The organism is Micromonospora yasonensis, from assembly GCF_026013475.1.
Lineage (GTDB): Bacteria > Actinomycetota > Actinomycetes > Mycobacteriales > Micromonosporaceae > Micromonospora > Micromonospora yasonensis.
On record NZ_JAPDPH010000153.1, the window covers coordinates 1 to 16,787 of the forward strand.

The 16,787-nt window shown below is 72.9% G+C and carries 16 protein-coding genes and 2 pseudogenes; 8 read left to right on the forward strand and 10 right to left on the reverse strand.

Features of this window, described 5'->3' with window-relative positions:
- Together ONA70_RS25410 and ONA70_RS25415 are read right to left on the reverse strand one after the other, a co-directional pair.
- The coding region (locus ONA70_RS25410; protein WP_265009003.1) for a hypothetical protein at nucleotides 1–241 on the reverse strand (241 nt) is incomplete at its 3' end.
- Nucleotides 238–879, reverse strand: coding sequence for an RNA polymerase sigma factor (locus tag ONA70_RS25415; RefSeq protein WP_265009004.1), 642 nt, complete (start codon nucleotides 877–879; stop codon nucleotides 238–240). The genes ONA70_RS25415 and ONA70_RS25410, both read right to left, overlap by 4 nt.
- Nucleotides 880–1,082: 203 nt before the next feature.
- On the opposite strand from ONA70_RS25415, the gene ONA70_RS25420 reads away from it, so the two are divergent.
- Both ONA70_RS25420 and ONA70_RS25425 read left to right on the forward strand, forming a co-directional pair.
- Nucleotides 1,083–1,475, forward strand: coding sequence for a YciI family protein (locus tag ONA70_RS25420; protein WP_265009017.1), 393 nt, complete (start codon nucleotides 1,083–1,085; stop codon nucleotides 1,473–1,475).
- Between the two features lie 3 nt (nucleotides 1,476–1,478).
- Nucleotides 1,479–2,732 (forward strand): RNA polymerase sigma factor, encoded by a 1,254-nt coding sequence (locus ONA70_RS25425; RefSeq protein ID WP_265009018.1) that lies wholly within the window; start codon nucleotides 1,479–1,481, stop codon nucleotides 2,730–2,732.
- Between the two features lie 126 nt (nucleotides 2,733–2,858).
- Here ONA70_RS25425 and ONA70_RS25430 read toward each other — a convergent pair whose 3' ends face one another.
- Entirely contained in the window at nucleotides 2,859–4,232 is a 1,374-nt protein-coding gene (locus ONA70_RS25430) for a cellulase family glycosylhydrolase (RefSeq protein ID WP_265009005.1), read from the reverse strand.
- A 377-nt stretch (nucleotides 4,233–4,609) separates the two neighbouring features.
- Between ONA70_RS25430 and ONA70_RS25435 the strand changes: the two genes are divergently transcribed.
- From ONA70_RS25435 to ONA70_RS25445, 3 genes are all read left to right on the forward strand, one after another.
- Entirely contained in the window at nucleotides 4,610–5,572 is a 963-nt protein-coding gene (locus ONA70_RS25435) for a TIGR03557 family F420-dependent LLM class oxidoreductase (protein ID WP_265009006.1), read from the forward strand.
- Nucleotides 5,569–6,432 (forward strand): alpha/beta fold hydrolase, encoded by an 864-nt coding sequence (locus tag ONA70_RS25440; RefSeq protein WP_265009007.1) that lies wholly within the window; start codon nucleotides 5,569–5,571, stop codon nucleotides 6,430–6,432. The genes ONA70_RS25435 and ONA70_RS25440 overlap by 4 nt, the downstream gene beginning before the upstream one ends.
- Before the next feature lie 210 nt (nucleotides 6,433–6,642).
- Complete coding sequence (locus tag ONA70_RS25445; protein ID WP_265009008.1) at nucleotides 6,643–7,206, forward strand: hypothetical protein; 564 nt, start codon at nucleotides 6,643–6,645, stop codon at nucleotides 7,204–7,206.
- A 17-nt stretch (nucleotides 7,207–7,223) separates the two neighbouring features.
- On the opposite strand, the gene ONA70_RS25450 is transcribed toward ONA70_RS25445, so the two are convergent.
- The 7 genes and pseudogenes from ONA70_RS25450 to ONA70_RS25480 form a co-directional block, all read right to left on the reverse strand.
- Nucleotides 7,224–8,027 carry an endonuclease/exonuclease/phosphatase family protein gene (locus ONA70_RS25450; RefSeq protein ID WP_265009009.1) on the reverse strand — a complete coding sequence of 268 codons (804 nt, stop codon included), beginning with the start codon at nucleotides 8,025–8,027 and terminating at the stop codon, nucleotides 7,224–7,226.
- Between the two features lie 9 nt (nucleotides 8,028–8,036).
- Nucleotides 8,037–9,515 (reverse strand): phosphatase PAP2 family protein, encoded by a 1,479-nt coding sequence (locus ONA70_RS25455; RefSeq protein ID WP_265009010.1) that lies wholly within the window; start codon nucleotides 9,513–9,515, stop codon nucleotides 8,037–8,039.
- Nucleotides 9,516–9,590: 75 nt separating this feature from the next.
- Nucleotides 9,591–10,580, reverse strand: coding sequence for a YihY/virulence factor BrkB family protein (locus tag ONA70_RS25460; protein ID WP_265009011.1), 990 nt, complete (start codon nucleotides 10,578–10,580; stop codon nucleotides 9,591–9,593).
- Entirely contained in the window at nucleotides 10,573–11,580 is a 1,008-nt protein-coding gene (locus ONA70_RS25465; protein WP_265009012.1) for a diacylglycerol/lipid kinase family protein, read from the reverse strand. Before ONA70_RS25465 ends, ONA70_RS25460 begins: the two co-directional genes overlap by 8 nt.
- 138 nt (nucleotides 11,581–11,718) lie before the next feature.
- Nucleotides 11,719–11,895, reverse strand: a pseudogene (locus ONA70_RS37145) (Clp protease N-terminal domain-containing protein); the annotation flags it as partial.
- 195 nt (nucleotides 11,896–12,090) lie between these two features.
- A pseudogene (locus ONA70_RS37150) lies at nucleotides 12,091–12,273 on the reverse strand (Clp protease N-terminal domain-containing protein); the annotation flags it as partial.
- Nucleotides 12,273–12,509 carry an HTH domain-containing protein gene (locus ONA70_RS25480; protein WP_265009013.1) on the reverse strand — a complete coding sequence of 79 codons (237 nt, stop codon included), beginning with the start codon at nucleotides 12,507–12,509 and terminating at the stop codon, nucleotides 12,273–12,275. The pseudogene ONA70_RS37150 and the gene ONA70_RS25480, both read right to left, overlap by 1 nt.
- Before the next feature lie 104 nt (nucleotides 12,510–12,613).
- On the opposite strand from ONA70_RS25480, the gene ONA70_RS25485 reads away from it, so the two are divergent.
- The 3 genes from ONA70_RS25485 to ONA70_RS25495 form a co-directional block, all read left to right on the forward strand.
- Nucleotides 12,614–13,414 (forward strand): PP2C family protein-serine/threonine phosphatase, encoded by an 801-nt coding sequence (locus ONA70_RS25485; protein ID WP_265009014.1) that lies wholly within the window; start codon nucleotides 12,614–12,616, stop codon nucleotides 13,412–13,414.
- Between the two features lie 103 nt (nucleotides 13,415–13,517).
- Nucleotides 13,518–14,345: a universal stress protein gene (locus tag ONA70_RS25490; protein WP_265009015.1), complete on the forward strand. Its 828-nt coding sequence runs from the start codon at nucleotides 13,518–13,520 to the stop codon at nucleotides 14,343–14,345.
- Between the two features lie 127 nt (nucleotides 14,346–14,472).
- A partial coding sequence (locus ONA70_RS25495) for a phosphoketolase family protein (RefSeq protein ID WP_265009016.1) occupies nucleotides 14,473–16,787 on the forward strand: 2,315 nt, incomplete at its 3' end.

Below are 16,787 nucleotides of genomic sequence, written 5' to 3' on the forward strand. Positions count from 1 at the left end.
CCACCCCGGCGGCGGTCGCCGCGACCGCCATGGTCAGTGCCGAGGCGAGGATCAGGCGCCGCCGGGGTACGCGGCGCGGGGCCGGCCCGGCCGGAGGCTGCGCGGTGTGGATCTGGGTCATCACGAACTCCTGGATCAACCGATGGCGGTCGCTGGGCAGGTCCCGCTCCGCCGGTGCCGGCAGCAGCCGGGCCAGGTCGGCCCGTGCATCCGAGGTGGACTGATTCGGGTTGGCGTTCATCGCGAATTCTCCTGAGCGAACCGGACCGCGATCGCGCGGTCGACTGGTACCTGTCCACGGTCGCCGGCCGGTTCCGCGGTTTCTCCGGCCGGCTGGAGCTTCCCGGCGGTGACGAGCTTGTGCAGCTTGGTCCGCGCCCGGGACAGCCGGGAGCGCACCGTCCCGACCGGTACGCCGAGCGCGGCCGCCGCCTGGGCGTAGTCGAGACCGGACCAGACGCACAGGGCGAGCACCTCCCGTTCGGGCTGGCGTAGCGCCGCGAGGGCGGTACGGACCCGGGCGAGTTGATCGCGGTCGCGGATCCGGGTGGCGACCTCGTCGGCGAAGTCCGGCACCACCTCCGCCCTGGGCAGTCGCGCCAGCGCCCCGGCGTGCCGGCGGGCGGCGCGGCGTACGTTCCGTGCCACGTTGGTGGCGATACCGAGCAGCCACGGACGCAACGACCCGCCCTCGGCGCCGGCGTCGATCCGGTCCCGCAACCGCCACGCCTCGAGGAAGGTCAGCGACACGACGTCGTCGGCCACCGACCAGTCCCCGGTCAGCCGGAAGCCGTGGTTGTAGACCGACCGGACATGTTCGTCGAACAGGTCCCGGAACGCGTCAGGGTCCCCGGCCCTTATCCGGGCGCGCACACTCATCTCCACATGCGGTACCTGTCCGCTCGGGCGGGCCGGTTCCCGGCATTCTGCCCGGCGAGTCTGAGGCAGGCGACGGAGTGGGCACCAACGAGATTTTCTGGAATTCTTTCCGGCGGATGTCGAGAACCGGGGTGGCGGCTTCTACCTGAGGGTGGAAGCACCGAGAATCGGTGCACGGACGTGAGGAGCGAACCGTGAAGTACATGCTGCTGATGCAGTTCAGCGCCGCCGGGACCGACTTCCCCTCGATCGACACCTGGACGCCGGAGGAGATCCAGGCGCACATCGGCTTCATGCGCGAGGTCAACGCGAAGCTCACCGCCGACGGGGAATGGGTCCAGGCCGAGGGCCTGGGCGGGCCGCAGCAGGCGCGGATCGTCCGGGCCGGGGAGAACGGCGCCCCGGTGGTCACCGAGGGCCCGTTCGCGGAGACCAAGGAGTTCCTCGCCGGCTGGTGGATCGTGGACTGCGAGACCCCGCAGCGGGCGGTCGAGATCGCCACCCACATCTCCACCGCCCCCGGCCCGGGCGGGCGACCGCTGAACATGCCGATCGAGGTGCACCCCGTCATGTCGGCACCGCCGCAGGAGTTGTGACCGCTGGGCGTACCGGACTGGACCGTCGAGGACCTGCTGCGCGAGCTGGCGCCGCAGGTCCTCGGCGTGCTCACCCGCCGGTTCGGTGACTTCGCCACCGCGGAGGACGCGGTGCAGGAGGCGCTGCTCGACGCGGCCACCCAGTGGCCGGCCGAGGGGCTGCCGGACAATCCGCGCGGCTGGCTCGTCCAGGTCGCGTACCGCCGCATGATCGAGCTGGTCCGGGCCGAGACGGCCCGCCGGGCCCGGGAGGACCGCGCGGCCCGGCGGGAGGGCGACGACCGGCGGACCGCGCCGGCCGCGGACGAGCCGCTGGCCACCGACCGGGACGACACCCTGGTGCTGCTCTTCCTCTGCTGCCACCCGACGCTGTCCACCGCGTCGGCGATCGCGCTGACGCTGCGCGCGGTCGGTGGGTTGAGCACCGCCGAGATCGCTCGCGCCTTCCTCGTCCCCGAGGCGACCATGGCGCAACGGATCAGCCGGGCCAAGCAGCGCATCAGATCCTCCAGCGTGCCGTTCCGGATGCCGGAGGCGGCGGAACGGCAGGCCCGGCTGGCCACCGTGCTGCACGTGCTCTACCTGATCTTCACCGAGGGGCACACCGCCAGCCTCGGCGCCGACCTGCGCCGGGTGGACCTGGCCGAGGAGGCGATCCGGCTGGCCCGAGCGATGCACGCGCTGCTGCCCGACGACAGCGAGGTGGCCGGGCTGCTCGCCCTGATGCTGCTCACCGAGGCCCGCGCCGCCGCCCGGACCGGCCCGTCGGGCGAGCTGATCTCCCTGGCCGACCAGGACCGCACCCGGTGGGACCCGGCCGCCATCGCCGAGGGGACCGCGCTGGTCACCCGGGCGATGGCCCGGGGACCGGTCGGGCCGTACCAGCTCCAAGCCGCGATCGGCGCGCTGCACGACGAGGCGCCGAGCGCCGAACGGACCGACTGGCCGCAGATCCTCGCCCTCTACCAGGTGCTGGAGCGGCTGGTGGAAAGCCCGGTGGTCGCGCTGAACCGGGCCGTGGCCACCGCCATGGTGCACGGCCCGGTCGCCGGGCTGGCGGCGCTCGGCGAGCTGGACGGCGACCCGCGGCTGACCGACCACCACCGGCTCGACGCGGCCCGGGCCCACCTGTACGAGATGGCCGGCGACCGGGAGTCGGCGGTGGCCCACTACCGGGCCGCCGCCGGCCGCACCACCAGCCTGCCGGAGCAGCGGTACCTGCAGATGCGGGCGGCGAGGCTGGCGAACGCCACCTGACCCGGCGGCTCTACCCGCTGCGTGGCTGATCGCGGGCCAGGGTAGAGGAAACGATCACATCGGCGGGTACGCCGAAAGCCGGTGGCCGGGTCCGTGCCGACCCGGCCACCGGCGGTACGACGGCGGTCAGCTCGCGGTGCAGGTCACCGCGGGCACCGCGTTGGTGCCGTTCCAGCTGCCGAGGAAGCCGAAGGTGGTGCTGGCCCCGGCGCCGAGCCGGCCGTTGTAGTCCATGTTGCGGGCGGTGTACGTCGACCCGCTGTTGCTGATCGTGGCGTTCCACGACTGGCTGATGGTCTGGCTGTTGGCGAACGTCCACGCCGTCGACCAGCCGTTGATGGCGGCCGGGCCGACGGTCACCTTCACCTCACCCTGGAAGCCGCCCTGCCAGGAGTTGACGATCGTGTAGCTGGCGGTGCAGCCACCGCCGGCCGGCGGGGTGGTCGGCGGCGGGCTGCTCGGCGGCGGCGTGGTCGGCGGGGTGGTCGTGGGCGGGGTGCTGGTCGGTGGGGTGCCGGCGTAGACCGACGCCTCCTTGGCGGTGGCCTTGATCCCGTTGGCGCCGTTGAAGATCCGCTGGCCCCAGCTGGTCAGCTGGTTGGGATCGAAGTTGGTGGCCATGTCGAGGTACTCGACGCCGCCGCCGTTGCCGCTCCACGACCAGCCGAGGTAACCGATCCCGTTGGCCTGGCTGTGGGCCATGATGGTGTCCTCGTCCGGGTTGCCGTCGGAGTGGTTGAAGCCGAACTCACCGACCACGATGGGCAGTCCGGCGCTGCGGAACCGGCCCAGGTAGTCGGTGATCTCCGCGGCGGTGTCGAAGACGCCGTACATGTGGATGGAGAAGACGGTGTTCTTCTGCGGGTCGGCGGTGAATACCGTGGCGGCGTTGTCCCGCATGGTGAAGGACCAGTCCTGGCCCCAGTTCGGGCCGTCCACCATGATCGTGTGGGTCAGCCCGCCGGCGCGCAGCCGCTTGACGGCGTTGGCGGTGTCGGTGGCCCAGGTGCCGTAGCCCTGGTTGCCGTACGGCTCGTTGCCGATGTTGATGATGACGTACTTCTCCTGGCCCTGGAGCGCGCCGGCGATGCTGAGCCAGTAGGTGACCGCGCGGTCCAGGGTGATCGCGCCGCTCTGCTCGCCGTAGCCGGTGGTGTCGTGCACCTCCAGGACGCAGATCAACTTGTTGGTCTTGCAGAGCGAGATGACGTTGGCGACATCGGCGGTCTCGTTCTTGGCCCAGCGGTCGCCGCTGGCCAGGACCACCCGGACGGTGTTCGCGCCGAGCCGCTTGATGTCGGCGAACGAGCTGGTCCGCTGCGGGTACCAGGTGTGCGCGTGGTTGACCCCGCGCATGATGAACTCGGCGCCGTTGGCGTCGTAGAGCCGCCCGTTCGAGACGGAGAACCCGGTGGCGGCGTGCGCCGGCTGCCCGAAGGCGAAGACGGCGGCGAGGACCGTCAACAGGGCGGCGCCCGCGACGGAGAGCAACTTCTTCATGGCTGTCCTCAGGGAGGTCTCCCCCTGCCCAGGTGGGGGTGCGGTGGTGGTGACGAAGGCGACTGAGCCCGACAGCCGCCGCCCGACTCCCGGCGGACGCAGGCATCAGCGTAGGGCGATAGAACGCGGGCGGCAACCGGTTAAGTTCATCGATCGCCGACGGCTGTCCTGTGGTGGCCCGTGTCGCCGCGGGCCACCACAGGGGCGGCCATCCCCACCACAGGATGTGCACCACCCCGGCCTGAACCGGTTAAGCCCGGACTGTAGGCACCATCCCCTCCGCCGTCAAGACATTCGTCGGACCCGGAAGCGGACACCAGGGTTGACCCCCTCGGCTCGGGGTATCCGGTGACGATCCGCCCGGAAGGAGAAGCACCATGGTCAACATCGGCTACACCCTCTTGGGCGAACAGGCCGGCCCGAAACAGCTGGTCGACCACGCCCTCCGCGCCGAGGCCGCCGGCTTCGACCACCTCGTCATGTCCGACCACTACAACCCCTGGCTCGACACCCAGGGCCACTCCCCGTACACCTGGTCGGTGCTCGGGGCGGTCGCCCACGCGACCAGCCGGGCCGAGCTGCTCTCCTTCGTGACCTGCCCGATCCGCCGCTACCACCCCGCGGTGGTGGCGCAGAAGGCCAGCACCATCGGGGTGCTCTCGGACGGGCGGTTCACCCTCGGTCTGGGCGCCGGGGAGAACCTCAACGAGCACGTGGTCGGCGGCTGGCCGCACGTGCAGCAGCGGCACGAGATGTTCGAGGAGGCGCTCCAGATCATCCGGCCTCTGCTCAACGGCGACACGCTCACCTTCTCCGGCAACCACTTCGACGTCCCCGACGCGTACGTCTGGGACCGGCCGGACCGGCCGGTGTCGATGGCGGTCGCCGCCTCGGGCCGGCAGTCGGCCACCCTGGCCGCCGAGTACGCCGACGCGCTCATCGCCACCGACCCGCTACCCCACCTGATCGACATGTACGAGGAGGCCGGCGGCGCGGGCCGCCCCCGCTACGGCCAGGTGGCCATCTGCTACGGCCCCGACGAGGCGGAGTGCCGCAAGATCGCCCACGACCAGTTCCGCTGGTTCGGCCTGGGCTGGAAGGTCAACGCGGACCTGCCCGACCCGAACGCGTTCGCCGCGGCCACCCAGTTCGTCCGCGAGGACGACGTGGCGCAGGGCATCTCCTGCGGACCGGACGTGGACCGGCACGTCGAGGCGTTCAAGAAGTTCGTCGACGCCGGGTTCACCCACGTGGCGCTCGTACAGATCGGGGGCGACACCCAGCCGATGTTCCTGGACTGGGCGCAGGAGCAGCTGCTGCCCCGGCTCCGCGAGCTGTGACACTCCGGCCGGCGGACCCCGGCGGCGCCCTCCGGCCGTCGCCGCCGGGGCGCTTCGGGCCGGCGGAACTCCGTCTCGCCCTGGCCGCGCCCCGACCGGCGGCCGGCCTGACCAGCGAGTTCCGGCTCGTCGACGGGCTCCGCACACACACCCGCCGGAGCGCCGACCCGGGCGGCGGCGCGCCCGCCGTGGTGCTGGTGCACGGGCTCGCCGTCTCGCACCGCTATCTCACCCCGCTCGCCGTCGCCCTCTCCCCCACCCATCCGGTGTACGTACCGGACCTGCCCGGCTTCGGGCTGACCGAACGCCCCGACACCCCGTACGACGTCCCCCGGCACGCCGCCCACCTGGCGGCCTGGCTGGACGCGTACCACCTGGACCGGGTCTGCCTGGTCGGGCACTCGCTCGGCGCGGCGGTGGCCGCCGCCCTGGCCGCCCGCCGCCCCGACCTGGTCCGTGCCCTGGTGCTGGCCGGCCCGACCAGCGACCCCGCCGCCCGCTCCCGACGGCGCCAGCTCGGGCGGCTGTTGGTGGACAGCCTGTCGGAGGCCAAGCTCCAGGTGCCGATCCTGCTCCGCGACCTGTGGGACGCCCGGCCCCGGCGGGTCTTCGCCACGCTGTCCCACTCGGTACGCAACGCGATCGAGGCCGACCTGGTCCGGGTCACCGCCCCGGCGCTGGTGCTCGGCGGTGCTCGGGACGCCCTCGTCCCGGCCGGTTGGCGGGAGCAGGCCGCCCGGCTGCTGCCCGACGGCCGGTCGATCACCGTGCCGGCCGCCGCGCACAACATCGCCACCACCGCGCCCGCGCAGGTCGCCGACGCGATCCGCACCCTGCTGGCGCCCGCACCGCGAACGTGAGGCCATGCGGATCGGAAACACGGAAATCCGTCCTGCCGGCGGCGGCGTCGGCTGCCTGCTGATGATCCTCTTCTCGATCCTGGCATCGGTGGTGCTGACGGTGCTGCTGAACCTGATCCTCTGAACCGGGCCGGCCGGGGCTCCACCCGTACGGCGGTCCCGCGGCCGGCCGAGGCACGAGTACGGTGAGGCGGCCTGGAGGAGGCTGAGATGGTCGTCGGGAAACCGTTTTGGCGGCGCGGCGGCAAGCCGCGCATCCTCGTCGGGGTGATCGGCGTGCTCGCCATCGGGTTCGGCCTCATCTACGGATCGCACTGGCTGCTCAATCCCTGGGTGTCGCTGCCGGGGCGGCCCGGGCTGACCGGCTACTGGCAGGGCGACGTGGCCGTGGCGCCCGGCGACAACCGGCACCTCGTGCTTCATCTCAAGGGCGATCCGCCGAGTCGCTGCAGCAACTGCCCGGACATCGACGGCACCGCCGAGGTGTGCGGCGCCGGCCAACACACGGAGTACGACGTGTGGGGGGACCCGCTGAACTTCCAGGGCACCCGCTTCGCTCTGAAGATCCGTCCCGTGCGGGAGGGCCCGGGCCGATACCTGAACCGGCTCGACGGGAAGCGGGACGGCGACCTGCTCACAGTCGAAACCGGGATCACAGTCGTCGATGCCGATGGGGTGGCCCGGTCGAGCACCAGCAGTGACCGGGCGTCGGAGCCGCCGTTGCGGCTGGAGCTACGGCGGGCCACCGCGGCGGACTACCGCGCCGCGTGCTGACCGCACGGCCCGGACGATCAAGTGGGGGGCAACCCCAGGTCGGCCACTACTGGATAGTGGTCGGACGCGCTGTCGGCCGCACCGCCGCGGATCACCCGGACCGCGCGGGTCAGGGCCGCGAGGTCAGGGGTGGCGAGCAGGTAGTCCAGCCGCATCGCGGCGAACTCGGCCCCGCCGTGGCGGGTCGGCACGGTCAGCCCGTCCGGCTCGGCCCCACCGAGATGCGGCCAGAGGTCGACCAGGCCGGCGTCGAGCAGCCGGGCCACCGCGCGGGTGTCCACGGTACGGCCGTCCCGGCGCAGGTGCCGCCGCCGGTACAGCTCGCCGAGGCCGGCCAGCCGGGCGGTGTGGTCGGCCGCCGGTTCGAGGGTGTTCAGGTCCCCGGTGAGCAGGGCCAGCCGTCCTCCGGTGCGCCGCAGCGCCGCCGCCAGCCACTCGGCCTCCATCCGCCGCCGCCCGCCGGAGTACGGGTCCAGGTGGGTGCTGAACACGGTCAGCGGGCCGGCCGCGGTGGCCACCTCGACCCGGGCGGCGGCGTGGTGGAAGGGACGGCGTACCCGGCCGGACCGGAGCACCCGCAGCGGCGGCCGGACCAGCACCGCCACCGGCTGCCCGAAACAGGCCCGGGCCAGGTGGGGCACCATCCCCAGCCGGCCCGCCAGCTCGGCCATCCGCCCGCCCCGGTCCAGCCCACGCAGCTCCTGCAGGGCCAGCACATCGGGGCGCTGGGCGGCGACGACCGCGACGATCCGGTCCCACCGGTCGGTCCCGTCGCGGTCCCGTCCGCCGGTACGGATGTTCCAGGTCATCACCCGCAGCATGCCGCCCGATCAGCTCTCCCGGTCGGCCTTGGCCAGCTCGTGCACCTGGTGGGACGTGATGGCGGGCTGGTTGCCCTGCTGCACGTCGGCGTTCGGGCGGACCACCCAGTAGAGCAGGGACATCCACAGCGCGCCGAGCAGGATCGCGCCCATGAAGTCGGTCGGGTGGTGCATGCCCCGGTACATCCGGGAGACGGCCACCCCGATCGGCATGAGCACGGCCAGCGCCACGAAGAGCCACCGCCACCACCGGTCGGTACGGGGGAACACGATGATCGCGATGGCGCTCCACAGGCAGATGGTGGCCGCGATGTGCCCGGACGGGAAGGACGAGGTCGGCAGGTGGCCGTCCAGGTTCGCCACCGGTGGGCGGGGCCGCTGGACCACCCGGGCGCTGACCAGAAAGAGGCTCAGCTCGCCGAACATCGCCAGCACCACGAAGAGCACCGGCCGCCAACGCTTCCAGACCGCCAGCACGAGCGGGCAGAAGACCAGCGAGACCAGCAGGATCGCGTGGGTGTCCCCGAACTTGCTCCACCACCAGCTCAGCTCGGTGAGCTGGTCGGTACGCCGGGCGGCGAACCACTGCGGGACCTCGGTGTCGAGGGTGTCGAGGAAGGTGCCCTTGGCGTGGTAGCCGACGTACATGCCGAAGCCGTAGAGGGCACCGAAGACGATCACCCAGCCGACCAGCAGCTCGGCGACGGACGAGCGAGGGTGCTCCAGCACGTGCTCCTCGGCCGGCGCCGGCTTGATCTCCTCCCCCGCCTCCGGTTCCAGGCCCTCGCTGATCGGCGGCACCGTCCGGCCGCGCTCGCGCCGCCACAGCCGGAAGGCGTACGCGCTGACGCCGAGCCAGAGCGCGCCGAGCAGCCAGCCGCCGAGCACGTCGGAGACGAAGTGCACGCCCAGCGCGATCCGGGTCAGCCCGATCAGGACGACCAGCACGGCGACGACCGCGATGGCCGGCTTCCGCCAGCGCGGTCGCATGGCCGGCAGGAAGACCAGCAGCAGCGCCCCGTACGCGACGAACGAGCCGAGCGCGTGCCCGCTCGGGAAGCTGTTGCCGGGGGCGTGGGTGATCGACACGTCCACCACCGGGCGGAGCCGACCGACCAGCGCCTTGAGCGACGGGTCGAGGATCAGCCCGCCGACCCCGGTGACGATCAGGTACGCGGCCAGCCGGGACTGGCGGCGGATGAGCAGGCTGATCACGGCGATGGTGACCAGCCAGATCAGCACCGGCCGGCCACCCAGGTCGGTGATCGCCCTGAGCACGGTGACCACGGGGTGGTGCGGGGCCACGAGCTGGTTGAACCACTCGGCCGCCTCGCGGTCGGCGTGGTAGAGCGGCCCCCAGTGGAACCGGACGAGCATCAGCAGCACGCCGAACGCCACGCCCGCACCGGCGACGGCGACCAGACCCGCGAGGCTCCGCTCGGCGAAGTGGCCGAGTGGTCGGCGCGTCGTCTCCTTGACCGCGGTCACACCGTACCTCCCTTGTCGTCCGCGAGGCGCGCTGTACCCGATTCCGGCCGCCCGTACACCCGGGGCGGCGGGCCGTCAGAGCGGGGTCGTCTCGCCGGTGTCGAGCAATTCCTCCGGCTCCCAGAGATCGGGCTGGGCGGGCTCCTCCACGCCGATCCGCATCGCCTCCAGCTGGGCCGCGAAGGCCAGCCCGCCGAACAGCGCCATCCCGGTCAGGTTGGCCCAGAGCAGCAGGGCCATCATCCCGGTCAGCGCGCCGTAGGTCTGCCCGAACCCGGTGCCGTACTTGACGTAACCGGCGAGCAGCAGGCTGGCCAGCCACCAGAGCACGGTGGCGATGCCGGCGCCGAAGAAGAGCCAGGACAGGCCGGGTTGCTTGCGCCGGGGCGCGCGCCGGAACAGCACCGCCACGGCCAGCACGGTCAGGCCCAGGCTGAGCGGCCAGCGGACGACATCCCAGGCGGCGTTGGCGAAGCTGCCCCACTCGTAGTGCCGCCGCACCGAGTCGCCCATCGCCCGGCCGCCGACCAGGATCAGGAAGCCGGCCAGCGCGGGCACGCCGGCGACCAGCGCGAGGACGGCCGCGCGGAGGTACTTGGCCAGGGCCGGCCGGTCCCGTTCCACCCCGTAGATCCGGTTGGCGCCCCGCTCGATCTGGGCCATCACGGTGGTGAGCGCGACCAGCCCGGTGAGCAGACCGAGGGCCAGCGCGACCTCGCCGGCCCGCTCGGTGTGCTCGCGGTCGGCGAGCAGCTCGTGCACCACGGACTCGCTCTGGCCGGGGGTGAGCGCGAGCACGGTGTCGGCGACCACCTTGCCGCCCTGGTCGGCCCCGAGATCGGTGATGAGGCCGGTGAGCGCGATCAGGAACGGCACCACGGCCAGGCAGAGCTGGAGGGCGAAGGCCCGGGAGTGGCTGAAGCCGTCGCCGTAGCGGAACCGGATGAAGGCGTCCCGGACCAGGCACCAACCGCCGTGCCGGCGCAGGGTGTGCCAGGCGTCGTCGGCGGAGAGTTCCTCCGCCGACATCAGCCGGGTCTCGGGGACCAGTTTCGTGCTACTCACCGCGAGCCTGCTCGACCAGTCGCTCGCCGCGCTCGGCCGCCGCGTCGGCGTCCACCGACAGGTCGGGGTCACGCTCCGGTCGCGGTACGCAGAGCCACAGCGACTCGGGCCGGATCTCGGCCTTCAGCGACCGGCCCGGCTCGACCAGGTCGCCGTCGAGTTGCCGGGGCTGCGCCCGGTTGCTGGTGATCTCGACCCGACGGGCCCGGAGCACCTCCATCCGGGGGACGCTGCCCCGGCGGCGGACCAGCGCCCAGGCCATCGCCAGCCAGTGCCCGAGGGTACGCGGGGTGAGCACGGCCACGTCGAGCCAGCCGTCGTCGGGCTCGGCGTCGGTGAGCAGGCGTACGCCGCCCTGGAGGCGGCCGACGTTGGCGATCAGGACCGAGCGGGCCCGGCGGCGCAGCGGCGGCCGGCCGTCGAGCCGGATCGACACCCGCATCGGCCGGTCCCGCAGGTGTCGGGCGGCCCCCATGAGGTACGCGGGCCAGCCGATCCGCTTCTTGGTCGTCTCGGAGGTGGCGTCCAGCATCTGGGCGTCGAAGCCCATGCCGGCCATCACCGCGAAGCACCGGTCGCCGACGGCCCCCACGTCGAGCCGGCGCATGCCCCGCTCGATCGCGACCTGCAGCCCCGCGCCCAGGTCGTTCGAGAGGCCGAGGTTGGCGGCGAGGAGATTGCCGGTGCCCTGCGGCAGCACGGCGAGCGCGACGTCGGTGCCGGCGAGCGCGGTGACGCAGGCCATCACGGTGCCGTCGCCGCCGCAGGCGAAGACCACCTCGGCGCCGGCCTTGACGGCGGTCTCGGTCTGACCCCGGCCCGGGTCCTCCATCGTGGTCTCGAACCAGACCGGCTCGGGCCAGCCGGCGGCGTCGAGAGCGCCGTTCACGGTCCGCCGGAAGTCGTCGAGATCGGTCACCTTGGTGGGGTTGACCACCACCGCGGAGCGTGGCGCGGGGTTGTCCGCGGTCACCGGGCGCTTCTCGTCTCCACCGTCCACGGCGCCAGTGTGCAGCAACTCCGGCGGGTCAGCGAGCCGACGGAGACCGATGTCGCAAGCACGGCAAACAGGTTTCAACGTGGGCGGCGCCGGGCAGCAGGGCCGGGCCGGTCAGGCCGCGGTCCGCAGCGCGGCCTCGACCCGCCGGCGCAGGTCGTCGAGGTCGGCGCCGGCCTCGGTGAGCACCAGCGCGGCCAGGCCGTTGCCCTCCCTGAGCAGGCCGAGCAGGATGTGTTCGGTGCCGATGTGGTGGTGCCGCAGCCGGATCGCCTCGCGCAGGGACAGCTCCAGCACCTTCTTCGCCCGGGGCGAGAACCGGCCGTCGTCGTACCGCCGGCGGCCGCCCCACCAGCGGCGACGGGCGGGTGGTGCCGTGCGCAGCGCGTCCGGGCCGAACGACTCCTCGATCCGCGCGACGATCGCCGCCAGGTCGATGCCGATCTCGCGCAGCGCGGCGGCGTCCGCCTCGCCGAGGCCGTCGACACCGCCGGCGGTGTGCCGGGCCACGGCGGCGCGCAGGTCCTCGGCCCGGATGCCGCCGGCCGAGAGCACCCGGACGGCCAGGTTGTCGCCGTCGGCGAGCACACCGAGCAGCAGGTGCTCGGTGCCGACCGGGCGCCGGCCCTCGGCGCGGGCCTCGTCGACCGCGTGCCGGACCACGGCCCGGGCCCGGTCGGTGAACCGTTCGAACATCACGCCTCCCACCTTCCTCGGACCGCCGGTCGCCCGGCGTGCTTCTTGTGGACCGCCTGCCGGCTGACCTCGAGCGCGTCGGCGATCTCCTGCCAGGACCAGCCCTGCCGTCGGGCGTTGTCCACCTGGACGACCTCGAGTCGCTCGAGCAGCCGGCGCAGGGCGAGGACCGCCCGGAGCCCGACCTTCGGGTCGGTGCTGCCGGCGGCCGCCGCGAGTTCCGTCGCCTGACTCATGCTGTCAACATAGGTTGACAGCGGGTCTCCTGTCAACCCTGGTTGACAGGAGACACGAAACCCGATGCACCCGGCGGCACCCGTACCGGTGCTACGGTCCGCTGGTGTTCCGCCGTCGCCCCCTGGACCGCCCCGTCGATGCCGCCCGCCGGCTGGCCGTCGGGCCGCAGACCCTGGAGGTCGCCGGCGGCAGCGTGGTCGGGCACCGCTACCCGGAGAACTTCGACGTGCTGCACCTCGACCCCGAGCTGCCGCTCGCGGCGGTCGCCGACGGGATGGGTGACGGCGAGGGCAGCCGGGTCGCCGGCGCCACCGCGCTGAGCACCTTCGTCGCGCAGGTCCGCGACGGCTGGCCCGCCATCGGCGCGGCCGAGCTGCGCGCCGCGGCGGCGCACACCCAGCTCCGGGTACGCCGGGCCGGGGCGGCCCTGGCCGGCCTCACCGGGTGCACGCTGACGGCGCTGGTCGCGGAGCCGGAGGGCGGCCAGGGCTGGCTCGTCCAGCTCGGCGACTCCCGGGCGTACCGGCTGCGGGACGGGCTGCTGGAACTGATCACCGTCGACCACACCATGGCCTGGCTGGGGGTGGTGCACGGCTGGTGGCCGGCGGACTCCCCGGAGGCGGCCCGGGCGCGGTACCAGCTGCTGCGCTACGTCGGTCACCCGGACAAGCCGGACCCCGACCTGCTCGCCGTCCCGTTGCGGGCCGGCGACACCTGGCTGCTCTGCACCGACGGGGTGAGCGACCAACTCGACTACCACCGGCTGCGGGACCTGCTGGCGGCGCGGCGGGATCCGGCGCGGGCCGCGGAGGCGCTGCTGTCGGCCACCCTCGACGAGGGCGGCGAGGACAACGCCACCGCCGTGATCATCCGCGTCCACCCGACGGTCCCCACCCCCCGCTGACCGGTTCCTCGGCCCGAGGCCACAAGTTCCGCCGACCAGACCCGACGCGGGCCACCTCCTGACTACCGTGGGTGAGGAGAGCGCGGTCGGGAGGTGAGGCGGGATGGCCGCACCCACCCACGGTGCCGTGGTGGTCGGCGTCGGCCGGTCGGACGAGGACCTCGAGGTGGTCCGGACGGCCGCCGGCGAGGCCGCCGCCCACCGCCGCCCGCTGCTCCTGCTGCACGCCTTCAACTGGGCGGCGGCCCTGGAGGAGCCCACCGCCGGCGCACCTCGCGACGCGGCCGAGGACCTGCTGGAGCGGGCCGGGCAGACGGCCTCCGCCGCCGAGCCGGCCGTGCCGGTGAGCGGTGCGATCGTCGAGGGTTCCCCGGTCGAGGCGCTGATCCGGGCCTCCGACACCGCCTTCATGCTCGCGCTCGGCGACGGCGGGATGTCCAACTGCGCGACCTGTGTACCGGGCGACGCGCCGGCCGTGCAACTCGCTTCCCGGGCCGGCTGTCCGGTGCTGATCGGCCGGGCCACACCGCCCCCGAAGGGGCCGCTGCTGGTCGGGTTCGACGGATCGGAGAGCGGCCGGGCCGCGCTCGGCTACGCCTTCGACTGCGCCGAGCGGCGTGGTGCCCGGCTGCTCGCGATCCGGGTCGTCGAGCCGGAGCACCACGACGACGACCACCTGCTCGACGAGGCGGTGGCCCGGTACGGCCCGCGGCACCCGACGGTGGCCGCCGAGTGCCACACCGTACGCGGCCACCCCGCCACCGTCCTGCTCGAACAGTCCCGCTCGGCGCAGGTGGCCCTGGTCGGCGCGCGGGGCGACGAACCGTGGCGGGGAATGCTGGGCGAGGTCAGCCAGACCCTGCTCTACCACTCGCCCGCCCCGGTGATCGTCGTTCGTGGACTGGACCCGGAGCGCGAGGACGGGCCGTGACGCCCGCGGGTACCGGGACCAACGGCCCTGATCGATTCCGGTCCAGGGAACGAGGCTGGACCTGCCCGGGCGGGACGTCCGTCGCCCGGGTGGCAGAAGACCCCGAGCCGCGAGAGGCTAACGCAGCATGGACACCGCTCTCGACCTGCACGGCCCACTGACCGAAGACGAGCTGCGCCGGCTTGACGCCTACTGGCGAGCGGCCAACTACCTCACCGTCGGGCAGATCTACCTGCTCGACAACCCGCTGCTCCGCGAACCGCTCAAGCCCGAGCACGTCAAGCCGCGCCTGCTCGGGCACTGGGGCACCAGCCCCGGTCTCAACCTCATCTACGCGCACCTCAACCGGGTCATCGTCGACCGGGACCTGTCCGCCATCTACGTCACCGGCCCGGGTCACGGCGGCCCCGCCCTGGTGGCCAACACCTGGTTGGAGGGCACGTTCAGCGAGCTGTACCACCCCGTCACCCGCGACGAGACCGGCATGCAGCGGCTGTTCCGGCAGTTCTCCTTCCCCGGCGGCATCCCCAGCCACGTGGCGCCGGAGGTGCCGGGCTCGATCCACGAGGGCGGCGAGCTGGGCTACTCGCTGAGCCACGCGTACGGCGCCGCGTTCGACAACCCGGACCTGCTGGTGGCCTGCGTGATCGGTGACGGCGAGGCGGAGACCGGCCCGCTCGCCGGCAGCTGGCTGTCCAACGCCTTCCTCAACCCCGCCCGGGACGGGGCGGTGCTGCCCATCCTGCACCTCAACGGCTACAAGATCGCCAACCCGACGGTGCTCGACCGGATCCCCGGCGGGGACCTGCTCGAGCTGATGCGCGGCTGCGGCTACCAGCCCTACGTGGTCGAGGGCGACGACCCGACCCGGGTGCACCAGGCCCTCGCCGCGACCCTGGACCGGGCGGTCGACGAGATCGCCGAGATCCAGCGTCGGGCCCGTACCGGCGGGGAGATCGAGCGCCCCCGCTGGCCGATGATCATCCTGCGTACGCCGAAGGGCTGGACCGGGCCGAAGGACGTCCACGGCAAGCCGGTGGAGGGCACCTTCCGCGCCCACCAGGTGCCCGTCGACGAGGTACGGCAGGACCCGGAGGCGCTCGCCGAGCTGGAGCGCTGGCTGCGCAGCTACCGGCCGGAGGAGCTCTTCGACGCCACCGGCGCCCCGGTCGCCGAGCTGACCTCCCTGCCGCCGAAGGGCGACCGCCGGATGAGCGCCAACCCGGCGGCCAACGGCGGCCAACTGCTGCGCGACCTGGATCTGCCCGACTTCCGCGACTACGCGGTGGAGGTGAAACAGCCGGGCGAGCCGATGACCGGCGCGACCGGCGCGCTCGGCCCCTGGGTACGGGACGTGATCGCCCGCAACCCGCAGACCTTCCGCCTCTTCGGGCCGGACGAGGTCGCCTCGAACCGGCTCGGCGCCGCCTTCGAGGTCACCGACCGGGCGTTCGTCGGCAGCCGGGTCCCCGGCGACGACCACCTCTCCCCCGACGGCCGGGTGATGGAGGTGCTCTCCGAGCACCTGTGCCAGGGCTGGCTGGAGGGCTACCTGCTGACCGGCCGGCACGGCATCTTCACCAGCTACGAGGCGTTCATCCACATCGTCGACTCGATGGTCAACCAACACGCCAAGTGGCTGAAGGTGACCCGGCACATCCCCTGGCGGCAACCGGTGGCGTCGCTGAACTACCTGCTCTCCAGCCACGTCTGGCGACAGGACCACAACGGCTTCTCACACCAGGACCCCGGCTTCATCGACCACGTGGTCAACAAGAAGGCCGAGGTGGTCCGGGTCTACCTGCCGCCGGACGGCAACACCCTGCTCTCCACCATGGACCACTGCCTGCGCAGCCGGCACTACATCAATGTCGTGGTGGCCGGGAAGCAGCCCGCACCGAACTGGCTGACCATGGACGAGGCGATCCAGCATGCCCGCCGCGGCCTGGGCATCTGGGACTGGGCCAGCTCCGACGACGGCAGCGAGCCGGACGTGGTCCTCGCCTGCGCCGGTGACGTACCGACGCTGGAGACCCTGGCCGCGGCCGACCTGCTCCGCCAGCACCTGCCCGAACTGAAGGTGCGGGTGGTCAACGTGGTCGACCTGATGCGCCTGCAGCCGCCGTCGGAGCATCCGCACGGCCTGCCGGACAGCGAGTTCGACACCATCTTCACCCGCGACAAGCAGGTCATCTTCGCCTACCACGGCTACCCGTGGCTGATCCACCGGCTCACCTACCGGCGGACCAACCACGACAACCTGCACGTGCGCGGGTACAAGGAGGAGGGCACCACGACCACGCCGTTCGACATGGTGATGCTCAACGACCTGGACCGCTTCCACCTGGTCATCGACGTCATCGACCGGGTGCCGGGGCTGTCCGCCCGCGCCGCCCACCTCCGCCAGGACATGGTCGACGCCCGCCAGTCCTGCCGCGACTA

Excerpts from the sequence above, each read along its gene's own strand:
- ONA70_RS25445 (WP_265009008.1), top strand. The coding sequence starts at position 6,643 with ATGGTCGTCGGGAAACCGTTTTGGCGGCGCGGCGGCAAGCCGCGCATC.
- ONA70_RS25450 (WP_265009009.1), bottom strand. The coding sequence starts at position 8,027 with ATGCTGCGGGTGATGACCTGGAACATCCGTACCGGCGGACGGGACCGC.
- ONA70_RS25415 (WP_265009004.1), bottom strand. The coding sequence starts at position 879 with ATGAGTGTGCGCGCCCGGATAAGGGCCGGGGACCCTGACGCGTTCCGG.
- ONA70_RS25430 (WP_265009005.1), bottom strand. The coding sequence starts at position 4,232 with ATGAAGAAGTTGCTCTCCGTCGCGGGCGCCGCCCTGTTGACGGTCCTC.
- ONA70_RS25420 (WP_265009017.1), top strand. The coding sequence starts at position 1,083 with ATGCTGCTGATGCAGTTCAGCGCCGCCGGGACCGACTTCCCCTCGATC.
- ONA70_RS25480 (WP_265009013.1), bottom strand. The coding sequence starts at position 12,509 with ATGAGTCAGGCGACGGAACTCGCGGCGGCCGCCGGCAGCACCGACCCG.
- ONA70_RS25435 (WP_265009006.1), top strand. The coding sequence starts at position 4,610 with ATGGTCAACATCGGCTACACCCTCTTGGGCGAACAGGCCGGCCCGAAA.
- ONA70_RS25490 (WP_265009015.1), top strand. The coding sequence starts at position 13,518 with ATGGCCGCACCCACCCACGGTGCCGTGGTGGTCGGCGTCGGCCGGTCG.